We start from the raw sequence: 20,522 nt of genomic DNA, 5'->3' as shown, positions 1-20,522 counted from the left end.
TTCATGAGCGGTATATATCAGGCACGCACGAATCAGAAGTTGAGCTTTACACGACTTCATCTAGAACAGCTTAAAAAAGCGCAAGATGACACCAGTTGGAGCAAGCATGCATTGATAGAGTCTTATAACGAATCAGTGTTGTTCCACCTGACGTCAGCCTATGATGCTTTTTTACGCGAAATTGCTGAATGGTATAAAGTCGATACGGAAAGCTTTCAAGGCTATCGTGCGTTAGCTGCGGAAATGGCCCAGACCGGCGTCGAAAGCCCTGAGTTGACACAGTTAAACAACCTAGAATCCGATGATTCATCTTGGTTGCATAAAATGATGTCCGCTTATGAAGCCTGCTGGCATGGTTCAGATGCCAAACAAGCAGTGACTGAAACTAACAGTGTTTCTGAAATACATGTGCTGCAGATCAATCCTGATCATGCAGAGGATGGTGAAATCATTACTGAGTATCAAACTTGGTTTGATTCACTGTCGGAATTAGTTAATCGCCTCAGAGAAGGCATGCAAGAGTGGTAAATTAAGTGTCAGGACTAACACCCGAGACCGTGCTTGAAATAATAGAACTTGATGAAGGTGGCCTAGCAATCCGGAATATGGACAGCGATGAAGAGCCGATGATTAAAGTTAATTTTTCAGATGCACTTAAAGAACAGTTAAGTGATCAATATCTAGATGTCGCTCGCGTTATGTTAACCGCAGGCATCCAGATGATGGCGGAATCTGGGGTGGGTTTAGAACAAGAGCCTGAAGAAGAGATCCCTCCAACTATTCATTAAGCAATCTCTGATAATGAGCTTCTCTCAGATAAAGCTCATTATTGGGGTGATGATACTTTAACTAGGCGCCTTTACAAAAATGGAAGCTAATACTTAACTATGTTGACGGCGTCTAATTATAATTCCGTGACTTTGTCCTTTCTTAGCGGCACTTTCTAAGTCGTTAAATTCTTCATCATTTAAGTATCCAGGCCATGATATTACAGCGTGGCTAGTGCCTGTGCTTAGCGCCTGTTTAGCAAGCTCAAAGGTACTATGTTTGTTATCTGGGTTGAGCAGAATGACTTTAGTCAGATCAATGCCTGCCTCAATCAGAAGGTTTTTCGGTAATAACACAGGTGGAGCAATCCACACAAACCAGCGATCATCCTGACTTAGTTGTGCAAGCAATGGCATCAACATTGGGATGTTAGAAAAATTCTCATCTTGGACAACGATTTCAGTCATCGTACCTGCAAGCTGATTAGCTGGCTTTTGCTTAGTGAAAATTTTTTCATTTGCAGATGTGCTCTGCATGATTGCTGTTGTTTGGTTCGCGTGAAATGCCATCATGGTTAGTTACCTCTACGAATAACGCCGACGCTTAAACCTTCTATTGCCAGTGGTTGTTCGTTTAAATCCACTACAATCGGTTCAAACTCTTCATTTTCAGCAATTAGATAAACGATGTTACCTTCACGCTTGAAGCGTTTTACGGTAACTTCATCTTCTATTCGAGCGACTACAATCTGCCCATCCTTTGCTGTTTGGCATTGGTGTACTGCCAGTAGATCACCGTCCATGATGCCTACATCTTTCATACTGCTACCTTTCACCCTTAAGAGATAATCCGCCTTAGGGTGGAAGAAGTCAGAGGAGATTGTGCAGTGATCTTCAACATGCTCTTGAGCAAGTATTGGCGATCCTGCTGCTACCTGACCAACAATCGGTAGGCCGCTATTTTCCTCTTCCAATTCAGGTACTCTGATACCTCGTGAAGTACCCGGAATAATTTCTATAGCGCCTTTTTTTGCCAGCGCTTTCAAGTGTTCTTCAGCTGCATTAGCTGATTTAAACCCTAAATCGCGGGCAATATCTGCGCGAGTAGGTGGGTAGCCGGTATCGCCAATGTGACGCTTGATGCAATCCAGAACTTCCGTTTGTCGTTTAGTCAGCTTCATGATCTTGTCTGTTTGTTTATACAGTACGTGTATTTTTATACAGTATTTTGGGTTTGTAAAGCAACTTATGTTTTTTTATACAGTATTTTTGTTATTAAACTGTCATAACTGTTAGAATCGCGGCTAGATTTTCGATGGAATACGGTTTTGTTAGATAAGCAGCTCAAGCAAACAATACAGCAGGCCTACAGTACTTTTCTCAATAACAGAGGATTGAAGTCTCGCTATGGCCAGAAATTGATGATTGCTGAGGTTGCGAAAACTTTGGGCGCTATTACTGCCAATTCTGAAGGCGAAAGGACCGGTGGTCAGCATATCTGCGTCACGGAGGCTGGTACTGGTACGGGTAAGACGATGGCCTATCTTTTGGCTTCTGTTCCTATAGCCCAGCAACGAAAAAAGAAAGTTGTTGTTTCTACAGCAACAGTTGCCCTTCAAGAACAGCTTATTCTTAAAGACCTTCCACAGCTGATTAGCGATGCCGGAATCAATCTTACTTATGGTTTAGCTAAAGGCCGAGGACGATATTTTTGTATTTCCAATGCAGAGAAAATATTGGAGCAACAGAATGAATTAGGCCAAATTGCATTGTATGAAGATGAAGTAGCTCAAAAACTTCAGACCTCAGATATTGATGAGGTTAAATCTCTACTTAGTCACTATGCCTCGGGTGAGTGGGATGGCGATAGGGATGCTTTAAAGAATACAGTGCCTGATGCTGTTTGGCGGTTGTCTACTAGCGATCATATGCAGTGTACAAATCGTCGCTGCAGTAACTTTTCAATCTGTCCATTCTTTAAGGCTAGACAAGAGTTGGATAAATGGGATCTGATAGTTGCCAACCATGATCTTGTTTTAGCTGATCTCTCTCTTGGAGGCGGCGCTATTCTGTCGCCGCCGGAAGATACCATCTATGTCTTTGATGAAGGCCATCACCTAGGCACTAAAACTACGGGGCATTTTTCTTATAGCTTACGTGTTAAATCCAGTATCCGTTGGGTGAGCAAAGCAACACGCAGCCTCAATAAATTATTGAATGACGCGTCTGATCACATAGTACTTCGAAATTATATCGAGAAGTTAGCTAACCCTTTTGCAGATATGGAAAATTCCTTGAAGGAAGTCCAACTTCTATTAAATCAAATACTTGAAGATAAACTCCAAGGCCCAAGTGATCGCTATCGTTTTGCGCAAGGTATGATTCCTGAACCGTTACAGTTGTCCTTTCACAATTTTGCTCAGGCTGCAGAGAGAGTCGTTTTAAAATTTGAGCAGATTGTTGATCTTCTGAAAGAAGGAATGGATGGTGAGTTAGCCGATCTGCCCCTAGCTATCTGTGAAACTTGGTATCCGCAGATGGGTGTGCTTTTATCCCGTATGCAATCGATGTATTGGTTAGCTAATTCTTACGCTGTATCTGATTCGACATCAGGACTCCCGACGGCCCGCTGGATCGTTAAAGTAGATGGTAATGATGGCATTGATATTGAGTGTTGCAGTAGCCCAGTGTCAGCGGCGGAAACCTTACAAGAGCACCTTTGGAAAAACTGCTACGGTGCTGTTATTACTTCGGCTACGCTAACCGCACTAGGGCGGTTTGATCGACTATATGCTGATCTTGGCATACCAACGGATAGTCCTTGTAATATATTTATGAGTCCATTTGATTTTCAAAATGCGGCCGAATTGCATGTCCCTGCAATGAAAACCGATCCAGGAAACCCTGATGACCATAATGAAGAAATTTCGGCAATGTTATTGCCAATTTTAGAACAGGGAAGTGCATCCTTGGTGTTATTTAGCTCATGGCGTCAGATGCGGTATGTTCTTGAGCGTATGCCTGCTAGTATATCAGCAGATATTCTTGTGCAAGGCGAACTTGCCAAGCATGAAATTTTGCGACAACACAGAGAGCGTATCGATGCTAATAAACCAAGTGTTATTTTTGGTTTGGCTTCTTTTGCTGAAGGCGTAGATTTACCTGGTGATTACCTAACACATGTAATTATTACGAAGTTGCCATTTGGTGTACCGGATGACCCGGTTGAGGCAACCTACGGTGAATGGTTAGAATCGCAAGGGCGTAACCCGTTTCAAGAATGGGTTATCCCGATGGCATCAATGCGCCTCACCCAGGCTACAGGGCGTTTACTACGAACTGAGAGCGATAGCGGCAAAATAACATTGCTTGATCGACGGTTTATTACCCGTCGTTATGGAAAGCAGCTTTTAGCCGCTTTACCGCCTTATCGGCGAAATTTTTCTTAGGAATTGTTGAATTGAGTACAGAAAATAAATCAGTTGAGCAGACTGAAAGCGCTAACAAAAAAAGAAATTCTTCTGCCCGTAAGCCTCAACGACGTCGTCGTTACAACAACCGCTCTAAAGCTGCGTCTTGGAACCCAGAACAATTCGTCGTGCCTGAGGTAGAAGGTAAAAAGCGTTTTTTAGATTTTAATCTGCCGGATGACGTCCTTCATGCGGTTTATGACCTTAAATTTGAATACTGCACAGGGATCCAAGCTGAAACTATTCCTGCTGCACTTGCTGGCAAAGATATCATTGGTAAAGCACAGACTGGTACCGGTAAAACTGCAGCTTTCCTTCTGGGTATTGTTACGGATTTGATTGACTACCCGTTAGACGAGAAACCTCGTTTAGCAGAACCTCGTGCTTTGGTCGTTGCACCTACGCGCGAGCTTGCACTGCAAATTGCTGAAGACGCAAAAGGCCTAGCGAAGTACACAGGTTTACATATTGTTAGCCTTGTGGGCGGTATGGATTATGAAAAGCAGCGCCAAAACCTTAAACGAAAGCCAGTTGATATCTTAGTCGCAACGCCAGGTCGATTGATCGACTTCATCAATCGTAAGGATGTCGATCTATGGAATGTTGAGGTGCTTGTTCTTGATGAAGCCGACCGCATGCTGAGCATGGGCTTTATCCCAGATGTAAGAACTATTGTCCGTAACACACCGCGTAAAGGTAGTGATCGACAGACACTACTTTACAGTGCAACGTTTACGGATGAAGTACTTAACCTTGCAGAGCAGTGGACTTTGGATGCGGTTAAAATCGAGATCGCACCAGAAATTAAAACGACGGACAATGTTAGTCAGACCGTTTATTTAGTCTCTGGCGAGCAAAAGTACCGTTTGCTTCGTAATTATATGGATAAGGATCACGCGGAGAAGGTTATCGTTTTTGGTAACCGCCGTGATGAGACGCGTAAGCTAGCAGACCGTCTATGTAAAGATGGAATTAAAGCTGCGCTTATGTCTGGTGAAATTCCACAGCAAAAACGCGTAAAAACGTTAGAAGATTTCCGCAGCGGTAAAATTCAGGTGCTAGTTGCGACCGATGTCGCAGGTCGTGGTATCCACATTGATGGTGTTACTCACGTATTTAACTATCAGCTGCCAGAAGACCCTGATGACTATGTTCACCGCATAGGTCGTACAGGTCGCGCCGGTGCCACAGGTGCATCAATCTGTTTCGCTTGTGAAGATGATTCCTTCCTTATTCCAGAAATTGAAGCTGAAACAGGCGTTAAGCTGGAATGTGTTCACCCTGAAGCCGAGCTGTTAGCTGAGCCTAAGTCTGCTGTTTCTGAACCCGCAATGGAAGAAGTACCTGAAACTACTGCTGAAGCGCTTGTTACAGAAAAAGAGGGCGAAGAATCAACCGTTGAACAAGCACCGGCTGACGATGCAGAGCTTGAAGAGAAAAATGCTGAAGAAACTGGCGAAGATAAAACGGCTGAAGTAACGCCTGAAGCTGTTCAGGAACCAAACGCTGACCTAGTGGAAGAAAAAGCAAACGAAGACGTAGCTGACGAAAGTGCGGTTGAGCCTGTTGCAGCTGAAGAACATTCGGTTGAGACAGTAACTAACCCTGAAAGTGATGTTGAAAGTGACAGATCAGGACAAACACAAAACTAATCGTATCGCCTCTATTGCTGCAGTTGTTTTCAGCGCAGTAATTGCAGCTTTAGGTGTGGCAGGTTATCAGCGAACGGAAGATCCATTGCAGCTTATGCTTTTTTTAGGCTTGGCTGCTATGGGCTATCTAATTGTGATTTACCTGTTTAAAGGCGTTAATAAAGTCCTAGATAGTATGGACGATTCGGAAAAATAGTTGGTAGAAGCGAAATTTATCTATGTCTGATATTCGTAAGGTTGCAGTGCTGGGTGCAGGTAGCTTTGGCACGGTAATAGCGAACATTGTCGCTGATAATGGTCATAAAGTTAGTTTGTGGTTACGTGATCAGGAAAGAGCGGATCATATCAACGAGTTCCATGAAAATCCTCGTTACCTTCCTGACTACCAACTCTCTAAAAATATTACGGCATCTTGTTCGTTAGAAGATGTTCTCCTTGATGCAGAACTGGTTTTTGTCTCTATTCCGAGTCAGTCATTTAGGCAAGTGATTGAACAAGCTAAACCTTGGTTAAAGCCGGAGCAGATGCTCGTAAGTACAACGAAGGGCATTGAAGCTAAGACTTTTAGCTTGATGAGCGAGATCCTGACTGAAGAGATGCCTGATGCTTGTATTGGCGTCTTAAGCGGACCTAATCTGGCAAAAGAGGTTGCTGCTAAGCAATTAACAGCAACGGTAATTGCTAGTGATTCTGCAGACGTTAGAACACTGGTTCAGGATATTCTTCATAGCTCTTATTTTCGTGTTTATGCTAGCTCTGATACTTACGGTGTTGAGCTTGGTGGTACGCTGAAAAATATTTATGCCATTGCTGCAGGTTTGAGTGCTGCACTTGGTATGGGTGAAAATACCAAGAGCATGTTAATGACACGTAGTTTGGCTGAAATGAGCCGATTTGCGGTATGTATGGGGGCAAACCCTATGACATTTATTGGTCTAGCTGGCGTTGGTGATTTGATTGTAACCTGTATGTCGCCTTTGAGCCGTAATTACCGTGTTGGCTATGCGTTAGGTGAAGGTAAAACCTTAGATGAAGCGGTTGAGGCTTTAGGGCAAGTTGCCGAAGGTGTTAACACGATCAAGCACGTCAAAGAAAAAGCTGCTGCGATGGGTGTCTATATGCCTCTTGTTGCAGGATTATATGAGGTTGTTTTCAACCACGCTCCGGTCGCTCAAGTCGTAAAAATGCTGATGATGAGTGAGCAGAGTACCGATGTTGAATTTGTCTTACCTAGAGAAGGCGAATGAATTTCTTTTTAATGCGCCACGGTGAAGCCGAGTTTTTTGCTGAATCGGATGCTCAGCGCAAGTTGACGCCTGAAGGCGTTAAAAGGCTCGAGTTAAGATTAGAGACTGCTGTACCTCATCTTAAAGATGTGGATTGTGTTATTCATAGTCCTTATGTCAGAGCCTGTCAGACTGCGGAAATAGTTAATCAGCAGTTGGGTGGGGTTGAGCAGTTTATTTCGGAACTCTGGACGCCAGAATCTGATCCTGCGAATGCTTTAGCCTTTCTAGAAAGGTTTGAAAGTCGTTCTCCACTCGTGGTTACGCATATGCCCTTAATCTCTTATGTAGAAGCAATTTGCTGCGAAGGTAGTGCACATAATCCAGCTACCTTCAGTTGTGGTGAAATAGCCCAGCTGGAAGCGGATTGGCCAGCAGCTGGGCTCGGGCGTTTAGTTCGTCGTATCTAATTGTTTGATGGCGCCACTGCTATTTCCATCCTCTAGATCCTTTGCCATAAACTGTTGGTTTAGCTGCTGCAGATCTAAATTGTTTAGATAAGTATTCATCGCTATTTTCATTATTTGATCTCGCTCATCATTACGATTCGTATAGTCATAGGCGATGGCTAAATTGCTATAGTAAATCAATTCGGGATTATCTTTGATTTGTTCCTCTGCCCACTGAGCAAAAAGAACAGCGTGTTGGTTGTCATTTTGACTCATCCCTATAAACATATTTCGGCGAAGTATTAAGAATGTGGTGTGATTTTCAAAGTACTGAGATTTTAGGGGCGATTGTAGATAAATGGTTTTTTTCTGCCCTGAATGGATGTAGTTAATAAGTCCAGCATTACCCACTTGCGCTTTAATCAGTAAATTAGTGCTAACTAGTGCAATAGCTGTTGCGCTTAAAGGTATAGTGGTGCTTGCTGCTTTTGATAATTTTGAGGTCGAATAGGTCTTTTTACCTGATTGGTGAACTAAAAATAAAATTGTTAGCAACAAGAACCAAGGTGTATTGGAAATATAAAAGGGAAGTTCTACTTGGGTATGTAGAGTAATTGGAATGAGCAAAGCTGCGTAACCAAATCCTCTTTGCCATCCAAGTTTAGTTAATTGTATAAATGTATAAAGTGTCGCTGCTAATATACCGAGAATAGCAAAGGTACCACCTTCAATAAGCCAAAATATGAATTCATTGTGAGGGTGAGTAAATTTAGGAGATTTACCTAGGTTATAAATCCCCGCTACTTGGGCTTCCATCCGCTTATCCTGAAAAACTTTTTGAAAGCTACCAAGCCCATGGCCAAACACTGGAGCTTCGGTATAAAGCTCCCACGACATGTTGTAAATGCTCCAGCGAATGTCTTGTTTCATAATTCGATCAAACTTATCTGAAGTTTTTTCTAGACCCTGACTGCCCAGTAGGCCGCCTGTAAATGATGCAATTATTACAGAGGCCAAGATAAGTTTTGATTTTGAGTAGATTTTCCAACGACCTAGAAATAATAAAGTTAATGCCAAGGTTATTCCTAGAGTACCAACTCTAGATCCACTGCTTGCGATATTGTAACTAGCAGCCATGGCAGTGATTATTATGGAGACTATGATAATTGGGTTCTTATTTTTACTTAAAGGACGTCCGATCAAGTAAAAAGCGAGGACTAAAACCGTTGCCATTAAACTTGCTTGGATGTTTACCTGTTGAAATGGTCCTACTGGGGTCAATTTAGGGCTGTGTGGAATAAAGCCTGATAGGATTGGGGGAGTTTGGGTTTGGATAATCCCATACGTAGCAGCAATTAATCCCATTGATAAAAGGATGTATAAACTTCTTTCTATTTGCCTTGAAGTTAGTTCGAATTGATAAAGAGCTATAAAGAATAAATATCCACCGCAGATTACCGACAATCTTATTAGCCACTCAGCTGGGTTGTTATTATCAGCAATGTAACTAGTGATAATTGCGCCCAGGGGTAGAAGAGCCAAAGTAAACCAATATCTAGGTAAAATAATTCTATTTTGTTTATAGATGATGTAGCAGGCAGCAGCAATGATCCAGCTAGCGATGATCCATAGGCTTGCATTGTGTGGAATGCTTAAGCCTTCACCGCCCATGTTTGGTTGGTAATAAAAGGGGGCTAAAAGGAACATTATCCCAAACAGTACAAAAAAGACTTTTTGTGGCTTTTTGAGGGAAGGGTCCTTTTCCAGTTCAAGTCGTAGAGTCATGTTTGTTCTGTTCCAATTACTTACTTTAGCTGAGATCTTAACGTAATTTCGGTTTATAGTACCTAACTGATTATTGCTAATAGGGTTTTTGTCTACCTATGCCAAATAAAGTTAGTTTTGAAATACAGATTCCAGGTTATACGGTAGCGGCTATTGAATACGGAGATCCCAATGGTGCTCCAGTGTTGGCTTTGCATGGTTGGCTGGATAATGCTGCTAGCTTTTATGCTTTAGCACAGAATCTCACAGGCATCAGATTGATAGCAATTGATTTAATCGGTCATGGGCGATCAGATCATCGTCCAGAGGTTATGCCTTATTATATTTGGGATAACGTAACAGACCTTCATGCTGTTTTAGATACACTTTCTTTGAATAAAGTCAGTCTCATTGGGCATTCAATGGGGGCAAGCATTGCGATGCTATTTGCAGGTGCTTTTCCAGAAAAGGTCGATCATTTAATGCTAATAGAAGGGTTGGCACCTCTTTTCTATGAAGAGGAAGATTTACCTCAGTTGTTTGCTGATGCTGTGATAAAGCGTAGCAAGATGGTTTCGAAAACCTTACGTCCTTATTTAACCTACGAAGATGCTATTCAGGCTCGTATGAATGGTCGTTGGCCCGTTTCTCAAGAAGCAGCTGAGGCTCTCCTAGATCGTGGATTATCAAGAACGGAAAGAGGCTATATTTGGAGTAATGATCCAAAGTTGATGATGCCTTCTTTGGTTCGGTTTAGTTTTTCACAGATCTCTTCTTTTGTTAAATCCGTAAGATCAGAAGCTATAGTTATAAGGGGATCGAATGGTGCAGCAGATAGCATCATTAATCCTTGGTTAGGTGACTTTTACCATGCTGAAGTGATTGATATGGAAGGAGGGCATCATTTGCACTTAGAGCCTAAACCTGCAGCTTTGTTGGCTGAACGTATAAATCAATGGGCATGATGCACCATTATCAGTGTTACGTTTTCAGGAGTATGGAATGCGTTTATTAGTACCTTGGTTGTTTTTTGTTTTTTCTATGAATGTGCAGTCTGCTTCCGATGTTAGAGGCAGCGTCGACTATGGCTCATTTGAGCGTTTTCCTCGATCAACTATTGTTCAATATAAAGTGATAGAAAACGCGGATTACCGTTTCGTTTTGGGTGGGTTAGAGAAGATTAATGGTGTCATTGCCCCTGAAAAAGAGGAACGCTTAAGCGGCAAATTGTTTCAACTGACCTACCGAATTCCTCAAAACCATTCCTCCGATGAAGCATTCCAATTTTTCTCAGCGCAGTTAGAGAAGCAAGGAGCAACCGAGCAATTTAATTGTCAGGGGCGGGCATGTGGTAGTAGTAATCAATGGGCGAATACCATTTTTAAGTATTCGAGATTATACGGTATTGATACCACTCAACGAGTAGCTAGCTTCAAACTTAATCAACGTTACTTCGCTTTGTATTCAGTCCAGAGAGGCAACAAAAAAGTTTATTTGCGATTAGATGTTTTGGAAATGGCTTCTGATCGTTCTGTTTCAGATAAGAGTGAGTTGGTTCAAGAATATGTTGATACTGAAGAAGGCTTCCAAAGACTTTTAGCCTTCATTCAAAATAATCCCAAGCAACAAATTTGGATAGTTTCTGCCGATTTTACAGCTGGTTCCTATCAGGAAAAACTTAATAGTGCGCTGGAGTATGGTAATCAGTTAAAAGCAAAGTTAATCACTAATGGCGTTTTGGCTGAGCAAGTGAATGTACACCCCGTTGGAGCTTTTGGAACAAAGTCAAAAACGGGTGATGTAGTAATCATGATTTATAAAGAAGAGCTTTAATAAGCTCAAAGGAGATCGAACGCTAACTTAATTTTTTCCTAGTTTTAAGTGCTTAGGAGGTCATTATGGCAACAGTTTCATTAGTTCTTGGTAGTGGTGGAGCGAGAGGATATGCCCATATAGGAGCGATTGAAGAGATAGAACGTCGAGGATATGAGATCGTATCTATCTCAGGAAGCTCAATGGGTGCCTTAGTGGGAGGAATGCACGCTGCCGGGAAATTAAACGAATATAAAGAGTGGGTAACCAGCCTCAACTGGATGAGAGTGGTTAGGTTATTAGATTTTACCCTGTCACGAGGGGCTATTCGTGGTGACAAAATATTTGTGCAGTTGGCTGAAATTTTAGGTTCGCCTAATATCGAAAATTTTGAGATTGATTTTACAGCTGTGGCTGCTGATATAGCTCATCAAAAAGAGGTTTGGTACCAAAAAGGCCCTCTACTTGACGCCATTCGTGCGTCCGTTGCTGTTCCAGGTTTATTTACTCCCGTCGTCAAAGAGGGGAGAGTGCTGGTTGATGGTGGCATACTAAACCCTCTTCCAATCATCCCCGTCGTTGCTGCTCAAGCTGATCTTATCATTGCGGTAGATTTGAATACGGGGGATTCCAGTCATAGTCATCTTAAGTTACCCAGTAATCAGTACTTAAAACGCAGCGGTATGAGTGATGAATGGCATATGCCAGATGCGAATGCTGCTGAAGGCAGTGAAGAGGTTGCTGTCGATCAGCCGACAGAGATCGGGGGGCGTATGGATGTCCTACTTAACTCTGTGGAGGTGATGCAGGCGAGTTTAGCTGAATATAAAATTGCCGGTTACCCGCCTGATTTACTTGTACGTATTCCTAAAGACCTATGTAGCTTTTATGAATTTCATCGTGCAACAGAGGCTATTGAGTATGGGCGGCTTGCAACGCGAGATAGGTTGGAAGCGTTAGAAAACGGTGATCCAATCAATTAGCTATTTATCGCGTTTAAGCAAAACGTAAAGGGCTCCAGCGCCACCATCTTTGGCCTGTGCGGAACAGAAGGCGAGTACTCCGTTTAGGCGTTTTAACCATTCGTTAACGTAAGACTTGATCATTGCCTGCTGGCTTTCTGATGAATGTGCTTTGCCGTGCACGACAATGACGCATCTCGCCTTGTTTCTTCTCGCTTCAAAAATAAATTTACTAAGCTGATCGCGAGCTTGATCAACTGTGTATCCGTGAAGATCTAAACCCTGTTCCCAAGGGATATGCCCTTGTTTAAGGCGTTTTAGAACACGAAGTTGTACCCCAGGGTTCGCAAATAAAAGTTCTTCGCTAGATTCCACCAACTCTACCGCTTCATCGGATAAACCATCGATAACCTTATCTTCCTGCTGAGTAGCAGCTTGGCGACGGTATTGCTTGTTATGAAGATCACTCTTTGATGTCTTTATCTGGGTATCAGCTTTGTCATGCTTATGGCGGGTTACGCCCTCCATTGCCGACATAAAGTCGATGTCTTCATTCTCACGGGGGTCTTTCATGGTGTTCCTGTGCGAGTTTTATTAATATTGCTCTTTAAATTTAACAAAATATCGGTCCAGACTGAATGAGCGAGCAAGCTTTAACTTTAAACTCTATAACTAATCAGTTACACAGCTTACGTGATTACATCCGTTATGCGATGAGTCAATTTGCGCAACATAAGGTTTATTTTGGTCATGGTACTGACAATGCGTGGGATGAAGCTACTCAGCTAGTATTAGGGGCAGTTTATCTGCCATGGGATGTAAACCCTGCAGTTTTGGATGGTCGTCTTACAGAGGAAGAAAAAGAGCGGGTGATCTCTTTTATCCATCAGCGTGCGGTAGAACGTAGACCTCTGCCATACATTATTGGTGAATCTTGGTTCTGCTCATTGCCTTTCTTTGTTGATGAAAGAGTGCTGATTCCACGATCACCTATTGCTGAGTTGATTGAAAATCAATTTAGCCCATGGCTGCGAGAAGGTCCGGTTGAACGTATTTTGGACCTGTGTACGGGTAGTGGTTGTATTGGTTTAGCCTGCGCTTATGCTTTCGACGAAGCGGAAGTTGATTTGGCCGATATCTCTTCTGATGCTATCGATGTTTCTAACATCAATATAGCGAAACATGAAATGGGTGATCGTGTTCAAGCTATTGAAAGTGATCTGTTTTCTAACTTACAGGGTAAGAAGTATGATCTGATTGTGAGTAATCCTCCTTACGTGGACGAAAGCGATTTGGCTTCAATGCCGGAGGAATACGATCATGAGCCAGAACTAGCGTTGGGTTCTGGCCCTGATGGATTGGATATTACACGTCAGATTCTTGCGCAAGCGAATGATTATCTAACTGAAGATGGCCTTTTGGTGGTTGAGGTAGGTAATAGTGAAGTGCATATGATGGAGAAATACCCACAGATTCCGGTCATTTGGTTAGAGTTTGAACGCGGCGGTAATGGTGTGTTTGCGATTACTGCTAAGGAACTGCGCCAACATCGGGATTGTTTGGTATAATCCCGCCCTGAATTTTTAAGAACGTTTTGGATGGAATACTGCGATGTCAGGAAATAGTTACGGTAAGCTGTTTACAGTCACTACATTTGGTGAGAGCCACGGTAAGGCTCTTGGCTGTATTGTTGATGGTTGCCCTCCAGGCATCGAGCTTTCTGAAGCTGACCTACAGTTAGATTTAGACCGCCGTAAGCCAGGTACTTCTCGTCATACAACTCAGCGCCGTGAAGCTGATGAAGTAGAGATTTTATCGGGTGTTTTCGAAGGTAAAACTACTGGTACACCAATTGGCTTGCTGATCAAAAACACCGATCAACGTTCTAAAGATTACTCCAATATCGAAGAGACGTTCCGTCCAGCCCATGCTGACTACGTTTACACGCATAAATATGGTTTCCGTGATTATCGTGGTGGTGGCCGTTCATCTGCGCGTGAAACTGCTATGCGTGTTGCAGCAGGTGCTATTGCGAAAAAGTATCTAGCGTCTAAAGGTATCGAAGTTAAAGGTTACCTATCTCAATTAGGTCCGATTGCAATTAACGAAGCTAACTTCGATTGGAATGAAGTACCTAACAATCCATTCTTCTCTCCAGATGCCGAAGCCGTGTCTGAGATGGAAACTTACATGGATGCGCTTCGAAAAGAGGGTAACTCTGTAGGTGCTAAAATCTCTGTAGTGGCTTCAGGCGCACCTGTTGGTTTAGGTGAGCCGATTTTCGATCGACTTGATGCTGACCTTGCTCATGCGTTGATGAGCATCAACGCTGTAAAAGGTGTTGAGATTGGTGATGGATTTGATTGTGTCTCACAGAAAGGCACGGAGCACAGGGATGAGATGACGCCTGAAGGTTTCTTGTCGAATCATTCGGGTGGTATCTTAGGCGGTTTATCTACAGGTCAAGATATCGTTGCGCATATTGCCTTGAAACCGACTTCTAGTTTGCGTCTGCCGGGCCGTAGTATTAATAGTCGCGGTGAAGAGATTGAAGTTGTGACGAAAGGTCGTCATGACCCTTGCGTGGGTATTCGAGCAACACCAATTGCCGAAGCGATGATGGCAATTGTGTTGATGGATCACTTACTACGTGATCGAGCACAAAACGCAGATGTTAAATCTGAGATACCTGTTATCACCTGATATTAAAATTCGCCAATCGAATCTAGGAAAGGGTAAATTAGCGATAATTTATCCTTTTTTGTTTTAGGGCTATAGAGGATTCAAAGCCGTTATGTCGTTTGATCTACTTGATCATTACTCATTAGATAAACAGCCAAACTTTCCGCCAAGAACCTTGCCGGTGGGTTTTATGCTGCGCTTAGCCAAAGCTCTGCACACCTATGGGATGACGGCTTATGAGCTAGAAAATACGATGAAACGCGTGGGTGAGACCCTTGGTTTTGGTGTTCAGTGTTTAGCGCAGCCTACAAACCTTATAATGAGCTTCTCACACCCAGAAGAGCCTGAGCCTAAAACCTATGTTTTCCGTGTAGATCAAGGCGAAGTAAACCTTGAGAGGCAGATCCAAGTAAATACGGTGGTTCGGGATGTCATGTCTGAATCTATCACGGTGTCAGAAGGTGCTCATCAACTTAAAGCTATTTCTAACTCAGGTGCTAGGTTTGGTGTTAAAGGCCAGATGGCCGGGTTTGCTCTTTTATCAGCGGGTATTGCTCACCTTTTAGGTGGTGCTGTAGCTGAGATGCTGGTGGCCTTTTTTATCGGCATGCTTACCGCCTTGATCGCGGTTAAGTTTTTAAGAACCGATTCACTTAAATACTTGTTCCCTACGTTATCGGCGATTTTATCAGCATTAGTGGCCAATTTTGTCGCCAGTTTGGGGTGGTTGTCATCGCCTTATATAGCCACGGTTGCAGGGGTAATTGTGTTAGTCCCCGGTTTGCCGTTGACCACTGCAGTAGCAGAGTTGGCTCGGCAAAATATGGTTTCGGGCACAGCACGATTGGTTTATGCCGGTACTATATTCTTACAGATAGGCTTTGGCGTAGCCATTGGTAATGCTATTGGAACAGGCTTGTTTCCAGCACAACCTGTGACGTTTGAATGGTATCTGCCTGACTGGAGTCTATGGCTATCAATCGCCTATGCAGGCATCGGGCTGTGCTTTCTTTTCCAGAGCCGTCCAGTTGATATGCATTGGGTGGTACTAGGTGGTTGTATTGCTTTTGCAGCAACCTGGTATGGGGCTCAGCTATTTGGTCAGGTCTTAGGTGCTTTTATTGGCGCATTTATTACAGGCTTGGTAGCGAACTTGTTTGAGCGTATTTCAGGGATTACCCGAGCGGTCATGTTAATGCCGGGTATTATCTTACTGGTACCGGGAAGTGTTGGTTTTCAGAGCCTCTCCCTTATGGTTGAAAAGAATGTGCTTGAAGGGATCGATACGGCATTTAGCATGAGCTTTGTTGCTATCGCGCTGGTGACAGGGTTGCTGTTTTCCTCATTAATTCTTCCCCCTAAAGAGCTGCGATGGCGAAGGGTTAACCTCCGGGATTAATAGCTGCTAAACTGCTGTTTATGAAGATATGGAAAGCTACGGCTTCAACCGCAGTTTTAACGATTATTGGTGTTTTCGTTTCGCTAACGCCAGTAAATCTTATTGCGGGCGAAATTCGGAAAATTGTGCACCCAGATGGACGGGTCGAATATACCAACCTTAGCGATAAGCAGAGGAAGGTTAACTACACCAATAAAAGCTCCTCTTCACTCAAAAAAGTTTATAAGTACCGTAATGATGACGGGGTATTGTCATTCTCAGATCAAAGACCGTTGAATATAGGATTTGAAGTTCTGAGGTTTGATTGTTTTGCATGCGGTGTAGCTTCAACTGTTAATTGGCACACCACGCCTTTAAATTTGAATGCACATAGTGATCAAGTTAAAGAGATGTCGAAAAAATACGGTGTTGATGAAGCCTTGGTCCGTGCAGTCATTCATGCTGAATCGGCTTTCCGAGTTAATGCTGTCTCTCGGGTAGGGGCGCAAGGTCTGATGCAACTAATGCCGGCGACAGCGAAAGATCTTGGGGTTACAAATAGCATGGATGCCAATCAAAACATTGAGGGTGGGACTAAGTATCTAGCCCAGCTATTACAGAACTTCTCTGGTGATCTCACCCTAAGTACAGCAGCTTACAATGCCGGTCCAGGAGCGGTGACACGCTATAATGGCGTGCCTCCCTATGCTGAAACTAAAGCCTATGTTGAGCGCGTTGCTATCCTTAAAGAGCGCTACGCTAAAGCGTTGTAGCAATCTCGCTTTGCTCTAAGAAAATTGTACTCAATTCAGTCGCTACAGCTGAGCCAAACATAGGGTGTGGCCTAGGTGCGATCGCGAGGACGATATCGACAGAGGGCAGTGGAGGTAATCGTTTCTCATCGATAATTACTAGGTCATGACTAATGCTAGAAGTCGCCATAGCGCTGATACCTAGACCTTCTCTTAATAAACCCTTGAGTGCAGTTGAGCTAGAAGACGCGCAGACTAAACGGTAATCGATCCCTTGCTTTTCTAAACCATCAACAGCTGTGGTTCGAAATTTACAATCTGGTTCAAATAACACCAAAGGCAGTGGCGATTGCTCTAGCAGTTCTGGATAACCCCCACGTACCCAAACACCGATATCGTGTTTAAGTACAAATCCTTCATCGCCATCTGGAGCCCGAGTGAGAATGGCTATATCTAATTCACCCGAATCCAACATCGAGCGTAATTTACTGCTGCAATTGCACTCAATATTAAAGTTTAAATCCGGGATTCTTTCGCTGATAAGCTGGCATAGTTGTGGGAGAACCGATTCCGCATAATCATCAGGGCATCCAATTCTTAATGGCCTTTGTGCTTGGGTAATGGAAAAGTGCCCAATAGCTTCATCATGCAAAGCGACAAGTTTTCGAGCATAACTGACTAGCTCTTGGCCTTGGTTGGTCAAAGAAAGGTTACGTCCTTCTTTGATGAATAGACTGTGGCCTGTCTCTTCCTCAAGCTTTTTCATCTGCATGCTGATTGCACTTTGCGTACGAAAAGTTTGTTTAGCCGCGCGAGTAAAACTTCCAGTATCTACAAAAGCGATAAAGCTGCGAAGTGCATCTATATCCATACAGCGATCATCCATCAATATTTCGAATAGGAGCTATCAAAACTATTCGTTAGTCAGATAGAAAGCAAGTTGCCACAATCTTAAGCCTAGATACGGAGGATGTTATGCAGCTAATTATTGGGAATAAAAACTACTCGTCTTGGTCATTAAGAGCTTGGTTGATGCTCAAAGCTTTTGAGGTCGAATTTGATGAACTTAAAATAAACCTCTTCACTGATGAATTTTATGAGACGTTAAAGCAGCATACTCCCGTAGCCAAAGTGCCTGTATTGCTCGATGGTGAATTGAATGTTTGGGACTCTCTCGCTATTTGCGAGTATGTTAATGAGCGTTATCTGGATGGTGCTGCTTGGCCGAGTGATATGTCTGAGCGGGCCAAAGCGCGAGCTATCGTCAGCGAGATGCACTCTGGCTTTAATGCCTTACGTAACGAGATGCCGATGAACTGCCGAGCTAAACGTAAAATAGAGCTAAGCCCAGCAGCAGAGCAAGATGTTCAAAGGATGGATGCTATTTGGGCAGAATTGAGAGCTACACATAAGCAATCAGGGCCTTGGTTATTTGGCAGCTTTACGATTGTTGATGTGTTTTTTGCTCCAGCTGTTTTGAGATTTTTGACCTATGGTATTGAGCTATCACCTCAATCATCTGCTTATGTGCAGACCGTCTTACAACATCCGGCTCTTCAGGCTTGGATAAATGATGCCCTGCAGGAAACCGAAGTGGTTGACGAGGATGAAGCAGGGGAGCCGCTAGAGTAAATTTTACATAAAAAAAGCCGCTTAGCTGTAATGCAGGTAAGCGGCTTTGCTTTCGCTGGAAAGTTCGTTTTTATTAGGTATTAGCTATTAGTGATCCAATATCTGGCTTAAGAACAGCTGTAAACGGTCTGTTTGCGGATTGTGGAAAATCTCTTCAGGCGTATTTTGTTCCACAATTTCCCCAGCATCCATAAAGATAACTCGGTCAGCAACCTTCTTAGCGAAGCCCATCTCATGGGTTACGCAGAGCATGGTCATGCCTTCTTCGGCTAGCTCGATCATAACGTCTAGCACTTCCTTGATCATCTCAGGGTCAAGCGCAGATGTTGGCTCATCGAAAAGCATAATTTCAGGATTCATACACAACGAACGTGCAATGGCTACACGTTGTTGCTGACCACCTGATAGTTGTCCTGGAAACTTATTAGCTTGATCTGGAATTTTTACCCTTTCCAGATATTTCATCGCAGTTGCTTCAGCTTCTTTCTTCGGTTTTTTCTGGACCCAAATTGGACCTAACGTCAGATTCTCTAAGATGGTTAGGTGAGGGAAAAGATTAAAGTGTTGGAATACCATTCCCACCTCACGGCGGATCGCTTCGATATTCTTCACATCTTCGATCATCTCTACACCATTAACGGTTAGAGAGCCGCGTTGAAACTCTTCCAGACGGTTAATACAGCGAGTCATTGTTGATTTACCTGAGCCGGAAGGGCCACAGATAACGATGCGTTCGCCTTTTTTAACGCGTAGGTTGATATCTTTTAATACGTGGAACTCGCCATACCATTTGTTGAGGTCCTTGATAACGATGATATCTTCGTTGTTTTCGATATTTTTTTCGTGTTCTATGCTCACAAGGAAAACCTCTTAGTTCTTATGGCTTGTGTCGAGTTTACGTTCGATTGATGCGCTGATCATGGACATGCTGAAGCAGCAGATCCAGAAAACGACGGCTACAAAAAGGTAACCTTCAGTCGAATGACCACCTAACCAGCTTGAATTTGCTAGTGCTGTTTGAGTGGTACTCAGCATTTCAAAGATACCGATGATCAATAAGAACGTCGTATTTTTGAAGAGCATGATAAATGTTGCCAAAATATTCGGCATAGATATCTTGATGACCTGAGGTAGGATAATCAGCAGTGTTTTCTGCCAAAAGCCTAGACCCAGAGAGTCTGCTGCTTCGTACTGCCCTTTAGGGACAGCCTGAAAACCACCTCGGAATACCTCAGCCATATAACCGGACATGAAGAGTGTAAGTACAATCCATACGCGAATCAGTTTGTCTACGTTGGTTCCTTCAGGGAAGAACAGTGGCAGCATTACAGAGCCCATAAAGAATAGGGCAAGTACTGGTACACCACGGAAGAACTCAATCAGTACAACGCTTACACTTCGTATAAATGGCATATCAGAACGACGTCCGAGCGCCCAAAGGAAGCTTAATGGGAAGGCAACGATAATACTCGCAGCGGCTAGTAGTACGTTGAGCGAGAAGCCGCCCCAATAGTCAGTTGATACATACTCCAGTCCAATCCAACTACCATCAAGAATCAGAATAGATAGGAATGGCAATGCTAAGAAAAGTGGTATAGCGATCTTGTTGCGCAGCTCTTTGCTCAGCATATTCGATGCAGTGATGACACCAACAAGGGCAATCAAGCAAACGTTGATACGCCAAATTTCTTCGGCAGGGTAGCTTCCATAGAAGAACTGCTTGGACCAAGCTTTAACAAATACCCAACAAGCACCATCTTTGGTGCAAGCGTCTTGAGTAGCACCAGCCCAATTGGCAGAGATAAATAGCCAATCGACCAAAGGTGGAATAACCGTCACTAAACCAGCAAGGATAAGTAGTGTCGCAATCGAATTAGATATTGAGTCAAAGAAATTATCTCTGATCCAATGAATTGGGCCTACAGTATCACGTGGTGCTGGTTGATCGGGTAGTGGTTTAAATTCTTTCATTTCAA

At 43.3% G+C, this 20,522-nt stretch carries 21 protein-coding genes and 1 pseudogene; 15 read left to right on the top strand and 7 right to left on the bottom strand.

Annotation, left to right across the window (positions count from 1 at the left end; all coding sequences use genetic code 11):
• Positions 1-3 precede the first annotated feature (3 nt).
• Together ACMXYU_RS10680 and ACMXYU_RS10675 are read left to right on the top strand one after the other, a co-directional pair.
• Positions 4-528 (top strand): DUF6586 family protein, encoded by a 525-nt coding sequence (locus ACMXYU_RS10680; protein WP_415898630.1) that lies wholly within the window; start codon positions 4-6, stop codon positions 526-528.
• Positions 529-533: 5 nt separating this feature from the next.
• Positions 534-788 carry a hypothetical protein gene (locus ACMXYU_RS10675; RefSeq protein ID WP_415884094.1) on the top strand — a complete coding sequence of 85 codons (255 nt, stop codon included), beginning with the start codon at positions 534-536 and terminating at the stop codon, positions 786-788.
• Positions 789-881: 93 nt separating this feature from the next.
• On the opposite strand, the gene ACMXYU_RS10670 is transcribed toward ACMXYU_RS10675, so the two are convergent.
• Entirely contained in the window at positions 882-1,340 is a 459-nt protein-coding gene (locus ACMXYU_RS10670; RefSeq protein ID WP_415898629.1) for a cell division inhibitor SulA, read from the bottom strand.
• Between the two features lie 2 nt (positions 1,341-1,342).
• Positions 1,343-1,951: a transcriptional repressor LexA gene (lexA, locus tag ACMXYU_RS10665; RefSeq protein ID WP_415884649.1), complete on the bottom strand. Its 609-nt coding sequence runs from the start codon at positions 1,949-1,951 to the stop codon at positions 1,343-1,345.
• Positions 1,952-2,095: 144 nt separating this feature from the next.
• On the opposite strand from lexA, the gene dinG reads away from it, so the two are divergent.
• The 5 genes and pseudogenes from dinG to sixA all read left to right on the top strand — a co-directional run bounded on the left by dinG (position 2,096) and on the right by sixA (position 7,585).
• Positions 2,096-4,216 (top strand): ATP-dependent DNA helicase DinG, encoded by a 2,121-nt coding sequence (gene dinG / locus ACMXYU_RS10660; RefSeq protein WP_415898628.1) that lies wholly within the window; start codon positions 2,096-2,098, stop codon positions 4,214-4,216.
• An 11-nt stretch (positions 4,217-4,227) separates the two neighbouring features.
• A pseudogene (locus ACMXYU_RS10655) lies at positions 4,228-5,535 on the top strand (DEAD/DEAH box helicase); the annotation flags it as partial.
• Between the two features lie 325 nt (positions 5,536-5,860).
• Complete coding sequence (locus ACMXYU_RS10650; RefSeq protein WP_415898627.1) at positions 5,861-6,085, top strand: hypothetical protein; 225 nt, start codon at positions 5,861-5,863, stop codon at positions 6,083-6,085.
• 22 nt (positions 6,086-6,107) lie between these two features.
• Entirely contained in the window at positions 6,108-7,136 is a 1,029-nt protein-coding gene (locus ACMXYU_RS10645) for an NAD(P)H-dependent glycerol-3-phosphate dehydrogenase (RefSeq protein ID WP_415898626.1), read from the top strand.
• Positions 7,133-7,585 (top strand): phosphohistidine phosphatase SixA, encoded by a 453-nt coding sequence (sixA, locus tag ACMXYU_RS10640; protein ID WP_415898625.1) that lies wholly within the window; start codon positions 7,133-7,135, stop codon positions 7,583-7,585. The genes ACMXYU_RS10645 and sixA overlap by 4 nt, the downstream gene beginning before the upstream one ends.
• Here the strand turns inward: sixA and ACMXYU_RS10635 are convergent.
• Entirely contained in the window at positions 7,568-9,349 is a 1,782-nt protein-coding gene (locus ACMXYU_RS10635) for a Wzy polymerase domain-containing protein (RefSeq protein ID WP_415898624.1), read from the bottom strand. The two genes, sixA and ACMXYU_RS10635, sit on opposite strands and share 18 nt — an antisense overlap.
• A 98-nt stretch (positions 9,350-9,447) precedes the next feature.
• Between ACMXYU_RS10635 and ACMXYU_RS10630 the strand changes: the two genes are divergently transcribed.
• The 3 genes from ACMXYU_RS10630 (at position 9,448) to ACMXYU_RS10620 (ending at position 12,123) form a co-directional block, all read left to right on the top strand.
• Positions 9,448-10,293 carry an alpha/beta fold hydrolase gene (locus ACMXYU_RS10630; RefSeq protein ID WP_415898623.1) on the top strand — a complete coding sequence of 282 codons (846 nt, stop codon included), beginning with the start codon at positions 9,448-9,450 and terminating at the stop codon, positions 10,291-10,293.
• A 37-nt stretch (positions 10,294-10,330) separates the two neighbouring features.
• The gene (locus tag ACMXYU_RS10625; RefSeq protein WP_415898622.1) at positions 10,331-11,161 is read left to right on the top strand and encodes a DUF4892 domain-containing protein; all 831 of its coding nucleotides are present in this window, start codon (positions 10,331-10,333) and stop codon (positions 11,159-11,161) included.
• 65 nt (positions 11,162-11,226) lie between these two features.
• Complete coding sequence (locus ACMXYU_RS10620; RefSeq protein WP_415898621.1) at positions 11,227-12,123, top strand: patatin-like phospholipase family protein; 897 nt, start codon at positions 11,227-11,229, stop codon at positions 12,121-12,123.
• On the opposite strand, the gene ACMXYU_RS10615 is transcribed toward ACMXYU_RS10620, so the two are convergent.
• Positions 12,124-12,675: a Smr/MutS family protein gene (locus ACMXYU_RS10615; protein WP_415887669.1), complete on the bottom strand. Its 552-nt coding sequence runs from the start codon at positions 12,673-12,675 to the stop codon at positions 12,124-12,126.
• Between the two features lie 65 nt (positions 12,676-12,740).
• Between ACMXYU_RS10615 and prmB the strand changes: the two genes are divergently transcribed.
• The 4 genes from prmB (at position 12,741) to ACMXYU_RS10595 (ending at position 16,935) form a co-directional block, all read left to right on the top strand.
• Positions 12,741-13,670, top strand: a complete 930-nt coding sequence (prmB, locus tag ACMXYU_RS10610; protein WP_415898620.1) for a 50S ribosomal protein L3 N(5)-glutamine methyltransferase — start codon at positions 12,741-12,743, stop codon at positions 13,668-13,670.
• A 43-nt stretch (positions 13,671-13,713) separates the two neighbouring features.
• Complete coding sequence (gene aroC, locus ACMXYU_RS10605; protein ID WP_415884106.1) at positions 13,714-14,805, top strand: chorismate synthase; 1,092 nt, start codon at positions 13,714-13,716, stop codon at positions 14,803-14,805.
• A 91-nt stretch (positions 14,806-14,896) separates the two neighbouring features.
• The gene (locus tag ACMXYU_RS10600; RefSeq protein WP_415898619.1) at positions 14,897-16,183 is read left to right on the top strand and encodes a threonine/serine ThrE exporter family protein; all 1,287 of its coding nucleotides are present in this window, start codon (positions 14,897-14,899) and stop codon (positions 16,181-16,183) included.
• A gap of 20 nt (positions 16,184-16,203) precedes the next feature.
• Entirely contained in the window at positions 16,204-16,935 is a 732-nt protein-coding gene (locus tag ACMXYU_RS10595; protein WP_415884108.1) for a lytic transglycosylase domain-containing protein, read from the top strand.
• Here the strand turns inward: ACMXYU_RS10595 and ACMXYU_RS10590 are convergent.
• Complete coding sequence (locus tag ACMXYU_RS10590) at positions 16,922-17,800, bottom strand: LysR substrate-binding domain-containing protein (RefSeq protein ID WP_415898618.1); 879 nt, start codon at positions 17,798-17,800, stop codon at positions 16,922-16,924. The two genes, ACMXYU_RS10595 and ACMXYU_RS10590, sit on opposite strands and share 14 nt — an antisense overlap.
• Positions 17,801-17,889: 89 nt before the next feature.
• Between ACMXYU_RS10590 and ACMXYU_RS10585 the strand changes: the two genes are divergently transcribed.
• On the top strand, positions 17,890-18,546 hold the full coding sequence (locus tag ACMXYU_RS10585) for a glutathione S-transferase family protein (protein ID WP_415898617.1): 657 nt from the start codon (positions 17,890-17,892) through the stop codon (positions 18,544-18,546).
• 87 nt (positions 18,547-18,633) lie between these two features.
• On the opposite strand, the gene ACMXYU_RS10580 is transcribed toward ACMXYU_RS10585, so the two are convergent.
• On the bottom strand, positions 18,634-19,404 hold the full coding sequence (locus ACMXYU_RS10580) for an amino acid ABC transporter ATP-binding protein (protein ID WP_415898616.1): 771 nt from the start codon (positions 19,402-19,404) through the stop codon (positions 18,634-18,636).
• 12 nt (positions 19,405-19,416) lie between these two features.
• Complete coding sequence (locus tag ACMXYU_RS10575; RefSeq protein WP_415898615.1) at positions 19,417-20,517, bottom strand: amino acid ABC transporter permease; 1,101 nt, start codon at positions 20,515-20,517, stop codon at positions 19,417-19,419.
• Positions 20,518-20,522 lie beyond the last annotated feature (5 nt).

The organism is Neptuniibacter sp. QD48_11 (genome assembly GCF_047778095.1).
In the GTDB taxonomy this organism is placed as follows: Bacteria; Pseudomonadota; Gammaproteobacteria; order Pseudomonadales; family Balneatricaceae; genus Neptuniibacter.
The sequence above is the reverse complement of the archived record's forward strand: the minus strand, read 5'-3'. Positions and strand labels throughout refer to the sequence as shown.

What these genes read in the sequence shown, in the direction of transcription:
- ACMXYU_RS10575 (WP_415898615.1), bottom strand. Translation starts at nt 20,517, where the DNA reads ATGAAAGAATTTAAACCACTACCCGATCAACCAGCACCACGTGATACT.
- ACMXYU_RS10615 (WP_415887669.1), bottom strand. Translation starts at nt 12,675, where the DNA reads ATGAAAGACCCCCGTGAGAATGAAGACATCGACTTTATGTCGGCAATG.
- prmB (WP_415898620.1), top strand. Translation starts at nt 12,741, where the DNA reads ATGAGCGAGCAAGCTTTAACTTTAAACTCTATAACTAATCAGTTACAC.
- ACMXYU_RS10635 (WP_415898624.1), bottom strand. Translation starts at nt 9,349, where the DNA reads ATGACTCTACGACTTGAACTGGAAAAGGACCCTTCCCTCAAAAAGCCA.
- ACMXYU_RS10595 (WP_415884108.1), top strand. Translation starts at nt 16,204, where the DNA reads ATGAAGATATGGAAAGCTACGGCTTCAACCGCAGTTTTAACGATTATT.
- ACMXYU_RS10585 (WP_415898617.1), top strand. Translation starts at nt 17,890, where the DNA reads ATGCAGCTAATTATTGGGAATAAAAACTACTCGTCTTGGTCATTAAGA.
- ACMXYU_RS10600 (WP_415898619.1), top strand. Translation starts at nt 14,897, where the DNA reads ATGTCGTTTGATCTACTTGATCATTACTCATTAGATAAACAGCCAAAC.
- aroC (WP_415884106.1), top strand. Translation starts at nt 13,714, where the DNA reads ATGTCAGGAAATAGTTACGGTAAGCTGTTTACAGTCACTACATTTGGT.
- ACMXYU_RS10645 (WP_415898626.1), top strand. Translation starts at nt 6,108, where the DNA reads ATGTCTGATATTCGTAAGGTTGCAGTGCTGGGTGCAGGTAGCTTTGGC.
- ACMXYU_RS10670 (WP_415898629.1), bottom strand. Translation starts at nt 1,340, where the DNA reads ATGATGGCATTTCACGCGAACCAAACAACAGCAATCATGCAGAGCACA.
- ACMXYU_RS10630 (WP_415898623.1), top strand. Translation starts at nt 9,448, where the DNA reads ATGCCAAATAAAGTTAGTTTTGAAATACAGATTCCAGGTTATACGGTA.
- ACMXYU_RS10620 (WP_415898621.1), top strand. Translation starts at nt 11,227, where the DNA reads ATGGCAACAGTTTCATTAGTTCTTGGTAGTGGTGGAGCGAGAGGATAT.
- sixA (WP_415898625.1), top strand. Translation starts at nt 7,133, where the DNA reads ATGAATTTCTTTTTAATGCGCCACGGTGAAGCCGAGTTTTTTGCTGAA.
- ACMXYU_RS10625 (WP_415898622.1), top strand. Translation starts at nt 10,331, where the DNA reads ATGCGTTTATTAGTACCTTGGTTGTTTTTTGTTTTTTCTATGAATGTG.
- ACMXYU_RS10590 (WP_415898618.1), bottom strand. Translation starts at nt 17,800, where the DNA reads ATGGATGATCGCTGTATGGATATAGATGCACTTCGCAGCTTTATCGCT.
- ACMXYU_RS10680 (WP_415898630.1), top strand. Translation starts at nt 4, where the DNA reads ATGAGCGGTATATATCAGGCACGCACGAATCAGAAGTTGAGCTTTACA.